The organism is Moorena producens 3L (genome assembly GCF_000211815.1).
GTDB lineage: Bacteria > Cyanobacteriota > Cyanobacteriia > Cyanobacteriales > Coleofasciculaceae > Moorena > Moorena producens.
On the sequence record NZ_GL890940.1, the window covers coordinates 61882 to 80189 of the forward strand.

General features: G+C 43.7%; 13 protein-coding genes, 1 tRNA gene and 3 pseudogenes. 6 read left to right on the plus strand and 11 right to left on the minus strand.

Annotated elements, in window-relative coordinates:
* Window positions 1–149: 149 nt before the first annotated feature.
* The 4 genes from LYNGBM3L_RS47645 (at window position 150) to LYNGBM3L_RS47655 (ending at window position 5071) form a co-directional block, all read left to right on the plus strand.
* Window positions 150–524 (plus strand): hypothetical protein, encoded by a 375-nt coding sequence (locus LYNGBM3L_RS47645; RefSeq protein WP_008187117.1) that lies wholly within the window; start codon window positions 150–152, stop codon window positions 522–524.
* Window positions 521–733, plus strand: coding sequence for a hypothetical protein (locus tag LYNGBM3L_RS47650; RefSeq protein ID WP_008187118.1), 213 nt, complete (start codon window positions 521–523; stop codon window positions 731–733). The genes LYNGBM3L_RS47645 and LYNGBM3L_RS47650 overlap by 4 nt, the downstream gene beginning before the upstream one ends.
* Window positions 734–1878: 1145 nt before the next feature.
* Window positions 1879–2091, plus strand: a complete 213-nt coding sequence (locus LYNGBM3L_RS19970) for a hypothetical protein (RefSeq protein ID WP_008187119.1) — start codon at window positions 1879–1881, stop codon at window positions 2089–2091.
* Between the two features lie 838 nt (window positions 2092–2929).
* The gene (locus LYNGBM3L_RS47655; protein WP_008187120.1) at window positions 2930–5071 is read left to right on the plus strand and encodes a DUF8508 domain-containing protein; all 2142 of its coding nucleotides are present in this window, start codon (window positions 2930–2932) and stop codon (window positions 5069–5071) included.
* A 610-nt stretch (window positions 5072–5681) separates the two neighbouring features.
* Here LYNGBM3L_RS47655 and LYNGBM3L_RS19980 read toward each other — a convergent pair.
* The 10 genes and pseudogenes from LYNGBM3L_RS19980 to LYNGBM3L_RS20030 form a co-directional block, all read right to left on the minus strand.
* The gene (locus tag LYNGBM3L_RS19980; RefSeq protein ID WP_008187121.1) at window positions 5682–6956 is read right to left on the minus strand and encodes a cation:proton antiporter; all 1275 of its coding nucleotides are present in this window, start codon (window positions 6954–6956) and stop codon (window positions 5682–5684) included.
* 267 nt (window positions 6957–7223) lie between these two features.
* Entirely contained in the window at window positions 7224–7832 is a 609-nt protein-coding gene (locus tag LYNGBM3L_RS19990) for a CPBP family glutamic-type intramembrane protease (RefSeq protein WP_165691843.1), read from the minus strand.
* 71 nt (window positions 7833–7903) lie between these two features.
* Complete coding sequence (locus LYNGBM3L_RS19995; RefSeq protein WP_008187127.1) at window positions 7904–8953, minus strand: DMT family transporter; 1050 nt, start codon at window positions 8951–8953, stop codon at window positions 7904–7906.
* Window positions 8954–9059: 106 nt separating this feature from the next.
* Window positions 9060–9860, minus strand: a pseudogene (locus LYNGBM3L_RS20000) (MGH1-like glycoside hydrolase domain-containing protein); the annotation flags it as partial.
* 391 nt (window positions 9861–10251) lie between these two features.
* Window positions 10252–10797: pseudogene (locus LYNGBM3L_RS20005) on the minus strand (glycogen debranching enzyme N-terminal domain-containing protein); the annotation flags it as partial.
* Window positions 10798–11187: 390 nt separating this feature from the next.
* Window positions 11188–11364 carry a hypothetical protein gene (locus LYNGBM3L_RS47660; protein ID WP_154659862.1) on the minus strand — a complete coding sequence of 59 codons (177 nt, stop codon included), beginning with the start codon at window positions 11362–11364 and terminating at the stop codon, window positions 11188–11190.
* 157 nt (window positions 11365–11521) lie between these two features.
* Window positions 11522–12931, minus strand: coding sequence for a glycoside hydrolase 100 family protein (locus tag LYNGBM3L_RS20015; protein WP_193374711.1), 1410 nt, complete (start codon window positions 12929–12931; stop codon window positions 11522–11524).
* A gap of 125 nt (window positions 12932–13056) precedes the next feature.
* Window positions 13057–14226 (minus strand): RNA-guided endonuclease InsQ/TnpB family protein, encoded by a 1170-nt coding sequence (locus LYNGBM3L_RS20020; protein ID WP_008187137.1) that lies wholly within the window; start codon window positions 14224–14226, stop codon window positions 13057–13059.
* Between the two features lie 12 nt (window positions 14227–14238).
* Window positions 14239–14886 carry an IS607 family transposase gene (locus LYNGBM3L_RS20025; RefSeq protein WP_008187139.1) on the minus strand — a complete coding sequence of 216 codons (648 nt, stop codon included), beginning with the start codon at window positions 14884–14886 and terminating at the stop codon, window positions 14239–14241.
* Window positions 14887–15213: 327 nt separating this feature from the next.
* Entirely contained in the window at window positions 15214–15720 is a 507-nt protein-coding gene (locus tag LYNGBM3L_RS20030; RefSeq protein ID WP_008187141.1) for a DUF2808 domain-containing protein, read from the minus strand.
* A 229-nt stretch (window positions 15721–15949) separates the two neighbouring features.
* Between LYNGBM3L_RS20030 and LYNGBM3L_RS20035 the strand changes: the two genes are divergently transcribed.
* Window positions 15950–17338 carry an AAA-like domain-containing protein gene (locus tag LYNGBM3L_RS20035; protein ID WP_044494034.1) on the plus strand — a complete coding sequence of 463 codons (1389 nt, stop codon included), beginning with the start codon at window positions 15950–15952 and terminating at the stop codon, window positions 17336–17338.
* Window positions 17339–17460: 122 nt separating this feature from the next.
* Here LYNGBM3L_RS20035 and LYNGBM3L_RS20040 read toward each other — a convergent pair.
* Window positions 17461–17533 (minus strand) — tRNA-Ala (locus tag LYNGBM3L_RS20040).
* Between the two features lie 455 nt (window positions 17534–17988).
* Here LYNGBM3L_RS20040 and LYNGBM3L_RS20045 point away from each other — a divergent pair.
* Window positions 17989–18308 (plus strand): annotated as a pseudogene (locus tag LYNGBM3L_RS20045) (oxygen-dependent tRNA uridine(34) hydroxylase TrhO); the annotation flags it as partial.

Consider the following 18308-nt stretch of genomic DNA (forward strand, 5'->3'; position numbering starts at 1 on the left):
TAGTGCCATTGCAGTATGACGACTGTGGGCAAGACTTGACACAAGATGCTGTTTCAGATCTTGGTCAAAAAGTCAAGATCCATGGGATCTGTTTTTAGCCAGTTGATCGGTGAAAGGCTACTAACACTACCCCCAAAGAATTAGGATTAATGACCCGACAGCCACACGACCAATTTGCGAAACAGTATCTCACGGAGTTGCTAACACCTCATGGTCAGGTGCAAATCAGCCGGGAAGTAACCAGTGAAGTTCGTCAAGTCGATATTTGGTTTCTACCAGCACCTTCGACATCCACACCACCCCAGGTTTTAGGATTGCTCGGTCAGATGGCATCAACTGCCTGTTTATTGGAACCGTTCCGCAATGCCACAGGGATCATGGCGGTGCGTAATTGTCTGCTAAAGTTGTTTGCCCTGTATGGTGAGCTGCAGCGCCAGGCACGACGAGAGGTGCGACCCGTGGCGAATTTAATTCGCCAACGGAAAGCGCACCTAAGAAAAATTCTGTCAGTGAAACCGACTTGACCTGTTTATGGATTCTGTCTCCTTACTGTTCAACCAAGCTGTTGAATGGTTTTGCTGCCAAACTTAATGATTCCGGTAATTGGATTGAGGGAGTCTATTTTTTGCCTGAGTTGTTCAAGACAGCCCTGGTGGCCATTAACCAGCTACCGGTTACAGAAGAAACCCTCTGGTTGAGAGTTTTGGGACGCGATCGCGTAGCGTGCGCGTAGCGCAATCGCACTCAAACCCAAGCCATTAATGAGTTGGTAGCACTACCGGTCGGACACCCTTTACTAGGGGACGCGCAAGTCGAAAGCCCCGCGTTTTTAAACCGGGTCAGAAGTTACCGCAAGAATAGGGCAGCCTTTACGGTTGGTCGGCTATGAGCAAAAGGGTTAAAACTTTATAATTAAGGCTGCCCTATTCTAAGGTTTCGTCTCCGGGATGAAGACTCGCAGCGACTTTAGTCGCCGAGTTGACAATACTTTAGCGCTATAGTATAATTCAAGCATAGGGTACAGGCTGAAAAACCGAGGCTGAGCCGGGAGAGAAACCCGTAACTTATTGACCTTAAAGTAGTAATGCCCGGAGGGTAGGGAAAGTCCTCCTTAAAAACCCAACCATCAACTAACAATTGGTGTGTGAACCCAGCAAGAAAGATAACACTTTGAAAAAAAATGGTACGGCGGGGCACGCCGAAACCAAGTGAAACAGGGAAGCAAGGGACTTTATAAGGCACTTCTCAAAAAGTAACTAAACGCTATCGCGAGACCAGCCCGCTGGGTCTTTCGTAAACTGAACTAGAATCTTGGTCTTGACGGGATATTGGTTTAGGTATTGCCGCAAGGATACGGAGGTTTAAGGCCGGTCGTAGATCTAGGAATCCCCGCGTCTTTAGACCGGGGAGTGTCAAGAGGCAACATCTTAGAGATTCTGGCCAACTGGCGCATCGCTTTCTTATCCCCCACACCCCACACCCGGTCAACCCACACCCCACACCTGAGGTCTTTGTTAAAAACCTACCCCTGTGAGGGGGTTAGGGGTGGGTGCCAATGCCCTTGCGCGTAGCGCTATAAAAGCTGACTGCTCAGAAGCTGATCGCTGAATTATTACAGCTAGAGTGTATCTGTTTAACCATTTAAAGGTAACTTGTCAACTGCTATTTCTTCCTGATTAAATTAATTTTTTTTAAAAGTTTTGCTAGATCAATAAAAATCTAGTAAATCCCCAAATTGTTCACAAAATATTAACAAAATTAAAGTACCATTATAAGTGGATACTTACTTTATTTTTAGATATTTTTGGCTCCTTACTATTTCTAGCGTTTATCGCAGTTATGAGGTACAGTATTTTTTGACGTTGATTCCCTGTTTTGATGCAGCGCATCCCGATTACCGATTACCGATTACCGATTACCGATTACCGATTACCGATTACCGATTACCGATTACCGATTACCGATTACCGATTACCGATTACCGATTACCGATTACCGATTACCGATTACCGATTACCGATTACCGATTACCGATTACCGATTACCGATTACCGATTACCGATTACCGATTACCGATTACCGATTACCTAAAATCCCGAAATTGTGTACCTCATAGCTATGATAATTGCTATCCACGACACAATATAAGTAATTAACACAAGCATTGCTCACGAAAAAAAAAGCCTCTGTAGAGATGTTATGAATAACGTCTCTACAGAATATATAAGACTAGATAAAGTCTCTACTCTGTTTATTAATCAGGGATTGCATACATTCTATGAATGCTGATGTTACCGCTGACCGCTGATAGCTAATAGCTAAATATTCGTTGGTTTTAAAACCAATACAAAACCCTGATATGACTATAGCAATCCTAAATCATTTTAAAAATAACTGGACTTCTGAAAAACTAGCTCATTCTCCATTAAAATCTGCCTTATGCCTTCTGCATACTGCCTGAAAGCAGCCCATTTATTTCACGAATAAGATAGGATTACTAGGCTCTCCTAGAGTGGCTAGGATAAATTAGTACAAAATAATCGCCATAGTTTTTGCTTAGTAAGCTCTTGAGTAATTTAAAAATGCAATTTTAATAAAAGCGATGCAGAGGTGCGACCCGTGGCGAATTTAATTCGACGACTGTAAGGGCACCTAAGCGGTCTTGGGGGTTTACCCCGGAGACGAAACCTTAGACAGGGGAGCCTTTATGGTTGGTAGGCTATGCAGATGCATGATTAAAACTTATTGATTAAGGCTCCCCTGTCTTACGGTAACTTCAAACCACTCGCTATTCCATCAAGAAAATGTATTTTTAGTTGATTGAATCCCTTGCTATTTAAGGGGTTAAGCTCATTTAAACTACTAATTTACTATAATCAGTCTAGGAGAGCCGATTACTATAGTTATTTTTAAAGAGAAACGTAGGTATATGACAAATCTAATCATACGTCCCATATACGACATCCAAGGTAAAGGTCATATCTCACCATTTGTTGGTCAGTCTGTCACAACTACAGGTATTGTGACTGGGGTAGCGAGCAACGGCTTCTACCTACAAGACCCTTATGGAGATAATAATAATGCTACCTCAGATGGAATTTTTGTATTTACTAATTCTACTCCTACGGTCAGAATCCGTGACAAGGTGCAAGTGAGTGGTGATGTCCAAGAATTTCGGCGTAGTAACCGTTCCGATGACTTAACCCTGACTGAAATTACTAACCTGACTAATATTAGGGTCTTATCATCGAACAACCCTTTACCTACTGCGGTGGTTATCGGTGAAGACCGTACAGTACCTACAGAAATTATTGATGATGATGGTTTAACTGACTTCAATGAAGCTACTGATAGCATTGACTTTTACGAAAGCCTAGAAGGGATGCGGGTGCAAATCAATAATGCTGTAGCGGTTGCTCCCACTAATAGGTTTGGTGAAATTTGGACGGTTCCAGGTGATGTCAATCCTACTGGTGTTAATAATCGTGGTGGCATTACCATTAGTGACGGTGACTTCAATCCAGAGCGAATTCAGATTGATGACACTCTATTCAATGGCATTTCTCCTACAGTTAATGTCGGTGACCAGCTCGGTACTGTAACAGGGGTACTTAGCTACAGTTTCGGTAACTTTGAACTCCAGTCTACTGAACCAATTAGTGCTACATCAGGTAACCTAACGCCAGAGATAACGAATTTAGTCAGTAGTGCCAATCAACTTACCATTGCTAGCTTCAATGTCGAAAACCTCGACCCCAATAGTCAAGATGGGGATGATGATATCGGTGATGGTAAATTTAATGCGATCGCATTTCAACTGATCAATAATCTCCAATCCCCCGATATCATTGCTCTGCAAGAGGTTCAAGACAATAACGGAACTATAGACAATGGTAATGTGGATGCTAGGGAAACCTACGAAACTCTGATTAATGCCATAGTTGCTGCTGGTGGACCTCAGTACTCCTTCTTTGATATCCCCCCTGTGGACCGTCAGGATGGGGGTCAACCTGGTGGTAATATCCGCGTCGGTTACCTCTACAACCCTAACCGAGTTACCATCAACACTGATTCTGCTCAACGTATTGGTGTTGGTGAGACGGCTTTCGATAATACCCGCAAGTCTTTGTTGACGGAGTTTGAGTTTAACGGTGAAACCATCTCTGTTATTAATAATCACTTTTCTTCCAAGGGTGGTAGTGACCCTCTCTTTGGTGAGAATCAACCACCACAAAACGGTCAGGAGCAGAAACGGAATCAGCAAGCTCAAATCGTTAACGATTTTGTCGATACCATTCTGACTAATGACCCTGATGCCAATGTCCTAGTGCTGGGAGACTTCAATACGTTTGATTTTGAAGAACCACTGGAAACTCTAAAAGGATATCACAATTCAGTGCTGACCAATCTGACGGAAACGTTACCAGAGGATGAGCGTTACACATTTATTTTTGAAGGGAACTCTCAGGCACTTGACCATATTTTGGTCAGTGATCACCTAGTTGATGCTGGTGCTGAGTATGACATTGTCCACGTCAACAGTGAGTTTGCTGACCAAGCTAGCGACCATGACCCAATTTTAGCTCGCTTTACCTTACCTGAGCCAACTATTATCAATGGCACCGCAGGTAGTGATCAGCTGACTGGTACTGATAACAATGACATTATCACTGGTTTCCAAGCTCGAGATTTGCTCACTGGTGGTGGTGGTAATGATCAGTTTGTCTACACCTCACACCGAGATGCTGGCGATCAGATCACCGACTTTGAAGTGGGAAGTGACAAAATTGTTCTTACTGAGTTATTTAATAATAACGGAATTACAGTTGCTAATTATGATGATGCGATTAATCGGGGCTTTCTGAGTTTTGCTTTACAGGATAATTTTGCTGTTGTTTTGTTTGACCAAGATGGCTCTGATGACAGCAATTATCAAGGGGTATTCAGGGAATTAAAACAAGAATTTCCGTTCCCTTTTTTAAATACTAATTCAGATGGAAGTCAGATATTTCTCCTTCTGGAAAATGTTGATGTTGTTGAGCTACATGATTCTAGTAATTTTGTGATATAAAAGGTTGAAGGTTAGTTTGTTGAAGGTTAGTTTGTTGAAGGTTGGGAGGTTGAAGGTTGGGAGGTTGAAGGTGAGTTGCTTGAAGGTTAAAGGTTAAAGGTTAGCAGGTTGAAGGTTAGGAGGTTGTTCGCGTAGCGTGGCCAAAGGCCAAGGTTATTTGGTTGAATAATCTTTATCCTGTTCCAAATAATGTTTAAGATTTTTGAGCTGATTTTCGGTGCTTATCAAGGGCTACAATAAATCCCGCTACTGTTAGATTTGGTGTTAGCATTCAGCTATAGCGCGTGTCGCGTATCAGCTTATGGGTTAGGTCCGATGGGTCGAAGCCTGTGCCACGCTACTGTTCCCACCTCAAGCAGCGTGGCCACAGGCCAAGGGTGCCCGTAGCGCAATCGCTGCTTTTCAATAAAAGAGGTAAGCATTCGTTTAATCTTGAGTTATGGGAAGCTGACGGTTGACAGCTGACGGCTGAATGCTTACGATTTGGTAGTCTACTCAAAAGACCTCTTGCAAAACTCCAAAACTATTGCCGACTCCCGACTCCCGACTCCCGACTCCCGACTCCCGACTCCCGACTCCCTACTCCCTACTCCCTAAAACCTAAAACCTATCATTTGCGCCAAGACAAACGAACAGGCATTTCCGAGCGTGGCATCAATTCTGGGATCTCATTGGTAGCTTTAAACCTTGCCATGCACTTACCATACCAGTTAGCTCCTGGAAAAGCCGTTAAACCATGAGCAAACACACTAATCAACACAGTTACTACCATAGTACTAAACATCACTTCAGTACCCTGAATTCCATCCCCCTCTAAAATTAGTAAACCATACAATATTGAAGCCACTCCCCTCGGTCCAAACCAGCCCAAAAATAAAATAGTATACCAACGCAACTTCATACCAATCACACTAATAGCAACCCCTACCATCCGAGCAATGGTCAGAGTAGCAATGGCGTACAATCCCATCTGCCAACTAACCCCATCCAGAGCAGGAAATACCATCATTGAGCCATAAATCATAAAAATCAGCAGCACCAGCAACTGTCCCTCTGCTTCTCCAAACTCATACAAACAATCACAAATTGATGGAGCTGTATTCCCTAGGGTCAAGCCAGCACAAAACGCGGCAATAAAACCATTTCCCCCCACTAATTCTGCGATCGCATAAGCGCATAACGAGAGTCCTAATACCGATAAATCTTCAAAACTATGAGTAATCCACTTGCGGCGAACACTCTGTGACACCAACCAACCGCCAATATAGCCAACTGCTACCCCAACGATTGGCCCGAGAATCACTTGCATAGCAGCAAAGCGAAACCAAAAGCTTGCTGTTCCCGTCCCTTCCATTGTTCCAGCTAAGGAAAGGAAAATTAATAGAATCGGTAAACAAATACCATCATTCAAACCACTTTCAACATTGAGGGATTGACGAATACAAATTGGCACACGAGGACTGCTGACCACCGCTTGTCCTAAAGCAGCATCAGTGGGAGCCAGAATTGTTGCCAACCCTGCTGCTTCCCAGAATTCTAAGCTACCTCCAAGCAACAGTACTGCCAAAATTGTTCCTAGGATAATTGTCAGCGGTAGACCAATACCTAACAGACGTACCGGTAAATTGTAGTCTCGACGCAACAGTTTAAGATTAATCCGAGAAGCATCAGTGAACAAAACCAGAATCAACGTAAATTCAGCAATTATCCGAACAAGCTCATGCTCTACCTCCAGATTCAATAAACCCAACAATTGCGGACTCAATAAAACTCCAAATATCACAAAAGCCATCGGTGGCGTAATCACACTTTTCTCAATGCGCCCAGAAATTAAACCAAAGCCGAGGATAAATAGAGCAATAATCGCAAATAGTTCAGTGTTCATGGAATTTATCTAAATCCTGAGTGTGTCAGTGCTATACCAAAGGGAACAGGGAACAGGGAACAGGGAACAGGGAATAGGAAAAAAATTCTGTGTACCTGATAGTTATGAAAAGTACTGATAGCTGATAGCTGATAGCTGATAGCTGATAGCTGATAGCTGATAGCTGAATGCTGATAGCTGAATGCTGATAGCTGAATGCTGATAGCTGAATGCTGATAGCTGAATGCTGATAGCTGAATGCTGAATGCTGATAGCTGAATGCTTAAGTTACAAAAGTCTGCTTTTGCCACCCAAGCCAATCAGCCAGATCACAACAAACAACCAGTGAATGACTACAGCTGTCCAGATGGAGCCACTTTGAAGATAAGCAATAGTACAAATAATTCCCAAAAGTGTAGCTAGGAATAGAAAAATAGGTTTAAAAAATGTTTCCATTGCCGCCGGATAGAAGGTGATAGCATTCAGTGGATGATAGATAACAAAAATGACTAAACTGACTGTAGACCAAGCGGATAGTGAAATTAAGGAAGGGTTTTCTGAGGGATGAGGTAATAATAAAACCCGGAAAAATATTTCTTCAAGTATTGCTGGGGTAAACAGAGCAGTTATCATAATCTTTCCCACTAAATACCAAGAGGTTTTGACATTAACAGCACTTACATCAGTTTTCCTGAATAAAGGAGATAATGGGGGATTATCAATAGTAAGTAAGTTCTGATCTAGTTTTAGAAAGCCGTTCCGGAAACCAATCGGTAAAGCAATTAAACCATAAATCACGATTAAGATAACTACAATTACCCAAGCTTGACCATCAGGAAACGTTAATATCCCAGCCATCAAGCGCTCGGTAACTCTTTCAGCAAATTTGGCTAACATCTCCATACTGACATCTCTAGAACTAGTAACATCCTTATGTTACTAGGTAAGCATTAGCTGAATGCTTACATTCATACTCCTTTAAACCCAAATTCCATTTCTTTCATCGATTCTGCCACAATGATAGTATCAGTTTTAGGAAGTTTGCGAGAAATACCAATTTGATTCAGGACAATGCCGCCAATAATTACAGCACCACCAATATACTGAGCTATTGTTGGTACTTCTGATAGAATCAAGTAAGCTGCTAAAATGCCCGCTACCGGACTAAAGGAACTCGCCAGAGAAACATCGGATGCAGTAGTAGTCTTCAAACCCTTAAACCAACAGAGTTGACCTCCTACTACAATCACAGCCCCATAGAGCAGCATCCATTGCCAGACAAATGGTGATAAAGCATCCATAAAATGACCTACTCCAAATAACTTAATCACCGCAACCAAGAAAATGACCGTACCTGTAGCAGTTCTGAACACGGTAAAGATTCCCAGAGGGATTTGGCGCAGCTTGACTTTACTAATAATGGTAGAAATTGCTAATGCGATCGCTCCTGCTGCTGCCATCAATTCACCGACACCAATCCTAAAGCCTCCACCCATATTAATCATGTTTTCCTGGGGAGGCTGAAGCACAATAGTCAGGATTACACCAATAAATGAAATAATCGCACCAGCTATCACCCAACGATTTACCCGTTCTTTGAGAAGTAAAACCGACAAAGCCAAAGCAAGAGGAGGCTCAATGCGTCCAATCAGCACTACATTATTAACAGCAGTGCGCTCAAGAGCGATAAATATCAGAGATGGTGCCAGTGCTCCTGACAAAACTGCAACACCTAGTAACCCTAACCAATCTGTTCCAGAGAGTTGTCTGAGGGCTCGAAAATTCCACTGTCGTCCATAAATAGCAATCAACGCTAGCAACGCGCAGAGATTGCCAACAAACAACACATTACAGAAGGAAATAGGATTTCTACCATCAATTAAATTATCTGCACCCAGGTCAGTGAGCTTACGAATGACCGAATTCGCTGCTGCAAAAATCAGGATAGCGATCAATAAGTAACCACGCCCTGGAATCCGATTCAACCAATCTGTTGTTTTAGCAATGAAACTTGACATAGACGTTGACAATAGCAAAGTTTCAATGAATCATATCATGTCCAGTGGTGCGCGGTAGTTTTATAGTCGAAGGTTTTTTGGGTAATAGGTAATAGGTAAGCATTCAGCCGTTTGGAAGATCTGAACTACGGTCAAATACTCCAATATTGTCTAAGCCTAAAAATCCCCCTTCAAATACATTGTTGCCGTCGAAATCTTTGCGGTTAACCCACCAAGTAAAGTTCAGCAGAAGTTTTTGAAAGACCCGTTCTAAAAACTGGCGATCGCCTGTGCCATGGAACTGTTTTTCCAGCTTATAAACTTGCCAGGTTGCCCACCCATGCACGGGAGGATTAACATCTGAAAAGTTCCATTCATAGGCGGGAATTTGCCCATTGGGATGCATATACCACTCCCGCGTCATTAAGTCAAGTTGATTCTTAGCAAAATCTGGATCAATCATTGCTAAGGGGATGCAGTGGAATGCCAAATCCCAGGCTGCAAACCAGGGATATTCCCATTTATCGGGCATCGAAATAATATCTGCATTGTTGAGATGATTCCATTGCTGATTCCTGACTTTGAGACGTTCTGGTGGAGGTGGCGGTTGATTGGGGTCACCCTTGAGCCAGGTTTCTACGTTGTAGTAATAATACTGTTTACTCCACAACAGTCCTGCGAAGGCTTGACGCTGAATATTACGCTGATCATCATTAATTCCGGGTGGTGCGATCGCATGGTAAAACTGATCCGCTTCTGAGCGACGGGTGGCAATAATCCGTGAAAACTCACTGCCAAAGGGTTGGGGGATATTGGGAGCATCACTCAGCCACAGCTTAATCACCCGAGTCTCCCCAGCACCAATAGTAAATCGGTAATGAGGAGCCACTTTTGTGCCGACTTTGCTAGGATTGACAGCATTCTTTTGACACTCCCCGCCCTATAAGAGCGGGGATTCTTAGTTCTACGACATGCCTTAAAATTAGTTATCCTGAAATGCCTTACTTAAGCCAAATATTCGTCCAGAAGAACCAAATATTGAGCCTAATTTAACTAACCCCAGTGGGCTTGTCTCCCTAAGCGTTGGGATTGCCCGTTCCCGTGTGCCCCACGGTACGTTATATACTTTAAATTTGTACTTTACTGGTTTTCGGTGTCTGTTAAGACCCATGGGTTTTGGCGAGGTTTTTCGCTCCTCGTGTACTAGTATCGCAAAACGCTCGTTGTTTTTAAATTGGCAGTACCGACTTTTCCTGCCTGTACTAGGCTACATGTTTATTCTATCACACTCTACTTAAAAGCCGTCGAAGGAAGGACGGGGCTTGAAACCCATTTTTTTTGGTCAATCCTGGCAAACTAATCATGGTATCTGGCCCCCAATCCCCAAACCAAGGGTAGCCTGCGATAATCGTTTTATCATCAGGTGCATCTGCTAAAGGGCGGTTGACAATAAATTGGTCAGCCGCCCATACTAATTGCCGGATCCAACTGGGGGTAGTTTTGAGATTGTGGGCAGCATCCCAACGGTTGATTAACTGCTGCTGGTATTGATAATGAGCGTCTAAGGCTGTGTTGCCATCAAGTTCAGGATGTTCTTCAGTGCTGACCACCAGAGTCAGGGATTCCCCAACTTTAAGTTGGGTCTCAAAGGTTGCGACATGGAGATGATCTTCGCGATCGCTTAATCCACGATTACGATTCAAGGGGAGCTTGAGAGCAGCAATCAGCAATCCATGATAACGTCGGGTAACTAGACCAGCTATCGTCCCTGATGCGTAGCCTCCAATTCCATTGGTAACTAGCCATTCCCGTGATTCTCCTGTGGGTAGATTACCGCAAATTTCTCGTCCCAAGTCATTACTCATTAGTCATTGGTCATTGGTACTTGGTAAGTAAGCATTCAGCTATCAGCGTGTCGCGTATCAGCTATCAGCTAGAAGTAAAGGCTTGTGGCCACGCTACGGGAAAAGTTTATGCCCATAGCGTACGCTACTAATGGTGATTTTGAATAAAATAAGCTGACGGCACCTCAAGTGTAAGCATTCAGCTATCAGCGTGTCGCGTATCAGCTTATGGGCTATGGGCAAGCTACGGAACTTTTGAATAAGTGATGCACCAAGGTCTTCGGGGAAAACCCCACTCGCTATTGCATCAAGACAACTGGTAAGCATTCGCTTAATCTCTTTTACGGAAAGCTGTTCGCGCAGCGTGGGCCAAAAGCCCACGGCTGACCGCTGACCGCTGAATGCTTACCCTCAAGTAGCGTGAACCATTCGCGTAGCGTGGCCTTTTGGCCAAGGCTGACCGCTGACCGCTGACCGCTGAATGCTTACCTTGGTAATTTTGGGAATTGTTAAGAGGATATCTCCCAAGTTTTTTGATACTGAATTTTGCCCCCCTAGCCCCCCAACTTTGGGGGGAACAAGAGTCAATTTGCTTCTAAAAGTCCCCCAAAATTGGGGGACCAACGGGGGCTTGGATGTAGCAAATGAGACTTCTCAGACAACCTCTAAGTTAAAATTGGTACTTGGTAAGTACCAATTTTAACTTAGTTTAAGTGAATTTAAATTAGTTTAAATTAATTTAAAGTTATTTGTTCATGGCAACAATTTCCGCAATATCCATAGAGCAAATCATCACAGCAGTGTCCTCAAAACTGACTAAGTTAAGATGATCCGGATTATCTATCAACTGTTGTGCTGCTAAAAAGCCAGCAATTGTCCAGGTTTGAAATTTCCTAGCTTTCTTGCCAATCAGGCGACCATCTTTACCATCATAGTACTCTGGCCAGTTATCCTGAAGCAGGCATTGGGAAGCAATTGTTAATGCTTGACGGGCCAGTTCAGATTTCCCAGTTTTTTGTGCTGCTGCTGCCAATTCCCACAACAAGAAGGGCCAACTCCCCCCATTATGGTAAGACCAAGGAGTATTTTTGGGATCACAACCTGTGATAATTTGCCAATCGCGACCTTCCAAAGCCGGAAAACAAACTTTCATGGGCATTTCTCCCACTAAATCCTGCCACTGTTGCTCGATCAAGTTCATAATGGCTTGGGATTGTTCTTCAGTAGCTAGGGACGTAATAATTGCCATTAAATTACCTTGGGCAAAAAAGCGAAAATCCATCCGTCCTGGTCCAAGGTTACCAACAAAATATCCCCCTGAATCTGGCAACCATTGCATTAGCCAATCAGGAATAGTATCAGCATAGATATTAAACTTATTGATTGCCGATTCACCGAACTCTTCCACATTGTAGCGATAGATTTCCTTGAGGCGGTCTAAATTCAACCAATAGTAATTCCGAATATGATAAGTTAGATGACCCAAGCGCTCCTTGACCACAGGAACATAATCATCCTCTGGCAACAACAACTCACTGGCCGCCTGCAAGGCAGTGTAGAATAGGGCTTGAATATCCAACGGATAGCCATCAACTCCCATGCGTCGGTCAATCATGAAGGCACCATCGGGAACCAACATCGTGGGAAACAGATCAAATCGCTTAGTCAGACACAGATCTAGAACTAATTTGATTCCCCGTTGGAACCTTGTCTGGTGGGCAAGGGCTTGATCACCAGTTGCCTTAACATAAGCCCTTAACACCAGCAGCCACCACAAGCCAGAATCTACTGGAGCAACTCGTGCGATCGCATGTTCCCCAAAATCCGCCCCTAAATACTCCTGTTCCTTCTTATGTATCACTTTAAAGCTAGCTGGCATCAATCCAAGACCCGCCTTAAAGCAATCCATATGCTTTTCACGGCTTTGAAGCCCTAGGGTTTCGATCAGGAAATTGCGCACAATTTCTCCTTTGCCCCTCATCAGCAATGCCATAGCCGACACCGCGAAATCCCGCGTAAAGCACTGGTCATAATTCAGGGCTTCCATATCCGAGTCTTTCGACGCTACTGTGCCCACGGGATGACCTTGATAATCGATAATCGAATCTTCCAGCGCTTGCCAAGCTGCATCGATCAGATTACCTTCGCTTACCATATAAAACTTCTCCTTTAAGTTGTCCATGTGGTTGATGCTAGCTTAACTGCATCATGAATCTTACACAAACCTAGACATTTGGTCTGATGTTCAATTCCTGTTTCATCCTAGGTAGTCGGCTACTTCTAGTCCACAGGCGTTTGATCGATTGCCATCGACAGTGTTCTGTTACCGGGTTCCCAACGCTCTATGTTAATCGCTGCGTTCAAATCCCGGTCTTCAATGTTTCCACAACTGCCACACACATAAACTCGTTCCCTCAACGGCATATCCTGTATGTGGTCACACTTGTGGCATGTTTTTGAACTGGGAAACCACCTGTCTACCAGGGTTAGTTTGAACCCGTGGAATTCTTGCTTGTAGGTCAGCAACTCTGAGAACCGATAGAATCCCAGTAAGGCGATGGCTTCAGCTAACTTGTGATTAGCCAGCATCCCAGACAGGTTCAAGTCCTCAATCTTGATTTCTTGATAGGTCTGCGCTAACCTGGTGGTTTCCTTTTGCAAAAAGTCCTCTCTGATGTTCCCAATGTGTTTGTGTTGCTTCCTCAGTCTTTGATAGTATTTCTGAGCATTCTGACTGGGTTGGGTCTTGGTCTGACCGTTGCCTAACACCTTTTTACGATTGCGCCACTGTAGCAACGATTGCTTGATTTTCGCTTTCTTGATCGATTTGGGCATTTCAATCTTGGTGCGATCGGACAAAGTCGCAAAACACTTAACACCTAGGTCAATTCCGACTTTTTGCTGAGTGTGTTTCATCGCTGGCATTGGGCAAGCATCGACAAAGAACGATACGAACCAGTTATCTGCTTCTCTTGAAATGGTAAATGTTTGGGAAATGCAATCGTAAGGAATAGCCTCCTTTAATCTGAACGTCCCCATTGTTGGGATGTTGATGGTCTTCCCAGCTTTTACCAGCCGTTTTCCGTTTGAATCATCAACGGTAAAACTGCACTGATGGCGTTTCTTCTTGAATGTAGGCATTTGAGCTTTAATCTTTGGGTCACGCCACCAACTAAAGGCTTTAGCTAGATTCCGAAACGCATTTTGGTAAATCCGAGCTGGATACTTATTGCACCAAGCAAAATCAGGATTCTTCTTAGTCACATTGGTGAACACCTTCTTAATTGTGTTCAACCTCTTGGAATCGGAAGCTCTGATGTCTTCAAACTCCCATGATGATTTCATAATTCCCAGTCCGTAGTTATAAACGAACCGAGAGAACCCCGCACATTGAGATAGCCAGTTGGCTTCGGAGTTGTTGACTTTGAGTTCGCGCTTGATTCCAAACATGGGAGTTTCGACCTAAACTTGTACTTCCATTTCTACTTTCGCACAATCGTCGGGACTATCAAGGTTTTTGTTGATTTTTTCTTGAATCGCTTGGAGATACCGACGCAAACCGTACAGCCGACAACAGAAGCAGTGGATGATAGCCATGAGGTCTTCCAGCATCTCCTGCTGGGGACTAAGGAATTCATTGTTGGTCACGATCATCTCGCCATCGGAGTACTTGGCTAACTGAAGAATCAGGTCAAACGCAAACCTACATAATCGGTCTTTGTGAGCGACGATGATGGTAGAGACCTGCCCGGAAAGCATACGGAATAGTAGATTGAGGAATTTCTTACGTTTGAAGTTCATACTCCCACCAATTTCTGGGATGACTTGATCGATTTTGAGACCAGAGGCATTACAGAAGGTATCCATAGCTTTAACTTGGTTTTCCAGGTCTGGTCTTTGAGAAGGAGATGATACCCGGCAGTAAACGACAATAGACCGTTTCATATAATCGGGTAACAACCCTTTCAATTCGTTGATATGTTTCTGGGTGTAAACTCGGTGGTTTCCTAGTGTCCTGTCTGCAACCAATTTTCCCGATGCATCCCATCGTTGAAGGGTTCTAACCGAGACACCAGCGATTTTGGCAAATTGGTGAGGTCTGTAATGCATAATACTAGACAAGTATGTAGAAGTTTGTCTAGTATTGTCAATAATTTAACGACTAAATCTCAACTCCTTTGACAACATCCTCAAGTACTTGGGTCAGATATCGAAAGACACAGAAATTCGGGGACTTTGGATCAAGGAACTTGGGTTAAAGGAACAGGGAATAGGTCAGAATAATTGACGCAAGCAATATCATAAAAATACTAATGGTGCAAGGTCTAACCAAACAACCTTTAACAAAAAAACCTTCAACTTTCAACCAAACAACCTTCAACCTTCAACCTTCAACCTTGGCCTATTGGCCACGCTACGCGAACAACCCTATTGACTCTAGTCATTCAAGACCGGCTCCAGCAACATTGCCGTACCCACAGGAAAGGGATAGGATATATTTTCGGTCAGAGCAGACACTCGATAAAGCATCGCTCCCCCTTCTCGATTTTGTTCTACCCCATCCATCACAATGCGCAGGACATTGCCTGGTTTAACAGGTTCATTCAAGGTCACCGTAAGAGCCATACCACCTTCAGGACTCTTAGACACTGCTGTGGTTGCTGCCACTCTCTCACCAAACTGATTAGTAACCGTTGCTTTACGAACACCAGCCAGATTGGTGCATTCAATCACAACAGCATTTATTGGAAACACAGCCACACCAACGGTAATAAAATGCCTATCCCCTGCAGCTCCAGCAATTCCAGCGCTGGCAACATAGGGAGCATTCGGCACAAAACCGGCTTGAGCCTGAGCCACTGGTACCAGACTAGGGATGGCAATAGGCAGCACAGATGCAGCGAATGCTAGGGCTGAAACTGCTCCGAAAACTTGTTTTTTCATCACTCAATCGTCTTGGGATACCAGACTTAAACAACGTTGAGTTGATTTTAAAGAAGACCTATGGAAATTGTCTGCCTGAAAAAATCGGGAATTTGACCTAGATTGGAGTGGGCCATCTGCTGGTCAGAGTCGTAAAAAATTGGAAAAAATTGCTTGATTGCACGGAAATTTTGGCAATTCTATGTCAAAGTAAAGCTAGTGTTTGGTGTGTTGGCTTTCAACCTAGTCAATGATGGCAGACGAAGCCCTAGCTGTTTTGGACACAATTTTGCCCGATTACTCCTTCAGTAACCTTCAAGAGACCGTCTTCTGTGAAGTTTGGGAAGGGAAGACTTACGCTGAGATTGCGGAAAGCTGCGGGTATGAGCATAGTTACATTAGAGATGTAGGATTCAAACTTTGGCAACGTCTCTCTGTGGCTCTCAAACAAAAAGTTACCAAAAGTAATGTCCGGTCAGTTTTGAGGCGGTACTCCCGAGCTCAGCTATCCTCTCTAGGGATTTATAGCTATCACGACAGGATCAAAAGCAGTTTCGGTAATTCCCTATACCCTGCTCTGGTACCAGAGCTAGACTTTCCTAGTGGTCCGGTACCACTAAACTCCAATTTATACATCGAACGTCCTCCTATTGAAGCGCTTACCTACGCAGAAGTTAGCAAACCAGGTAGCCTGATTCATATTAAAGGCCCCAGACAGAAAGGAAAGACTTCCCTAGTGCGAAGGATTGTGGCTTATGCCAAGAAGCAGGGCTTTCGTACTGTTACTTTAAGTTTACACCGAGCTGATTCCCAAGTTTTCACCAACCTGGATAAGTTCTTACGTTGGTTTTGTGCCAACGTCAGTCGGCAATTGGGTTTATCCCTCCAACTCGATCACTATTGGGATTCTGACATTGGCTCTAAGGTCAGTTGCACCACTTACTTTGAAGACTATTTGCTAGAGGAAGTCGATAGGCCAATTGTTATTGCTTTAGATGAAGTCAATCAAATTTTTGAGTATCCAGAACTTTCTAGGGATTTTCTGTCTTTGCTACGCTCTTGGTATGAGGATGCTAGGGAACTGGAAATTTGGCAAAACGTAAGATGGGTGATAGCTCATGCTACAGATGTATATGTGCCACTAAAACTTAATCAGTCTCCCTTTAATGTTGGCCTAGCCATTAAACTCCCAGAATTTACCAATGAGCAAGTGCTAGAGTTAGCCCAGCGTCATGGTTTGGATTGGGCAAAAGGTGACGAAGCTGTGAAACGTCTTGATCCTTTAGTGACTATGGTAGGTCGTTGTCCTAGTTTAATTCGTCTTGCCCTGTATCATCTCACCAAACAGGATGTTAGCTTAGAACAATTACTAGAGGAAGCCCCAACTCAAACTGGAATTTATAGTAACTATTTGCGTTACTATCTAGCCGCTTTGTTACCCCATCCTGACCTAGTCGCTGCCTTTAAGGAAGTAGTCATGGCGACAGAAAGTGTGGAATTAGAAGCGCTCACTGCCTATAAATTGGAAAGCTTGGGTTTGATCAAAATTCGCGGGAATCGAGCCACAGCTAGTTGCGAACTATATCGTCTATTTTTTAGAAATCAATTTCTCAATGGAATCAGAGTTAGTGGTAATTAGTGATTAGTTATGGTAAGCATTAAGCTATCAGCTATCAGCTATCAGCTATCAGCCATTAGCCTTTATTTTGTTTCTACTCTAAAGCCTACCCTAGCCACCAATCTACCAATAGATACATTTAGTGGAGGTAAGCGGACTCGAACCGCTGACATCCTGCTTGCAAAGCAGGCGCTCTACCAACTGAGCTATACCCCCAGGTAAATACAACTTAAGCTAAATCAAGCTTAGTTTATCAATCGCACTTTTGTTATTATACAACATCCAAGTGGAAAGTCAAGCAAGATAGCCAAAAAATTTTCCCATAGCACGATTTATCTGGCATGATTGTCAGGGGGGTAATGGCTAAAACCCTGATCCAATCAAGATTTTAGATTTAGCGATCGCGTAGCGTGGGCGTAGCGCAATCGCAATCGAGCATTTCTGCCATCCATTCAGATCAAAGCACCATTTACAACTGTCAGTTCAGGTAATCAGGTCATAGAGTAATCGGGTGATGGGCTATCACCAGTGACCGCAACAGTAAACCACAACAGTAATCTGACCATAGCAGGTTAGTGCGGGGTCTTACCATACGCCAATATAGTAAATAGTGAGGCACTTTACGACTCAGGACTCAAAACTCAGCACTCTTTTCACCCCTTAACCGGATCATGACCCAGGTAGTTGCAACATTTTACAAATTTGTCAGATTGCCAGACTTTGCCGATAAACGACCCTCCTTACTAGCCCATTGTCAAGCTCAAGGCATCACAGGAACGATTCTCCTCGCAGCAGAAGGCATAAATAGCACAATCGCAGGCTCCCGTCAAGCCATTGATTCAGTCCTAGCCTTTCTCCGTTCCGATCCCCGTCTGGCCGACCTAGAGCATAAAGAATCCTACACTGACTCCCCCCCATTCAACCGCCTCAAAGTCCGGTTAAAGAAAGAAATTGTCACCATCGGTTTGCCAGAGGTTGACCCCAATCAGAA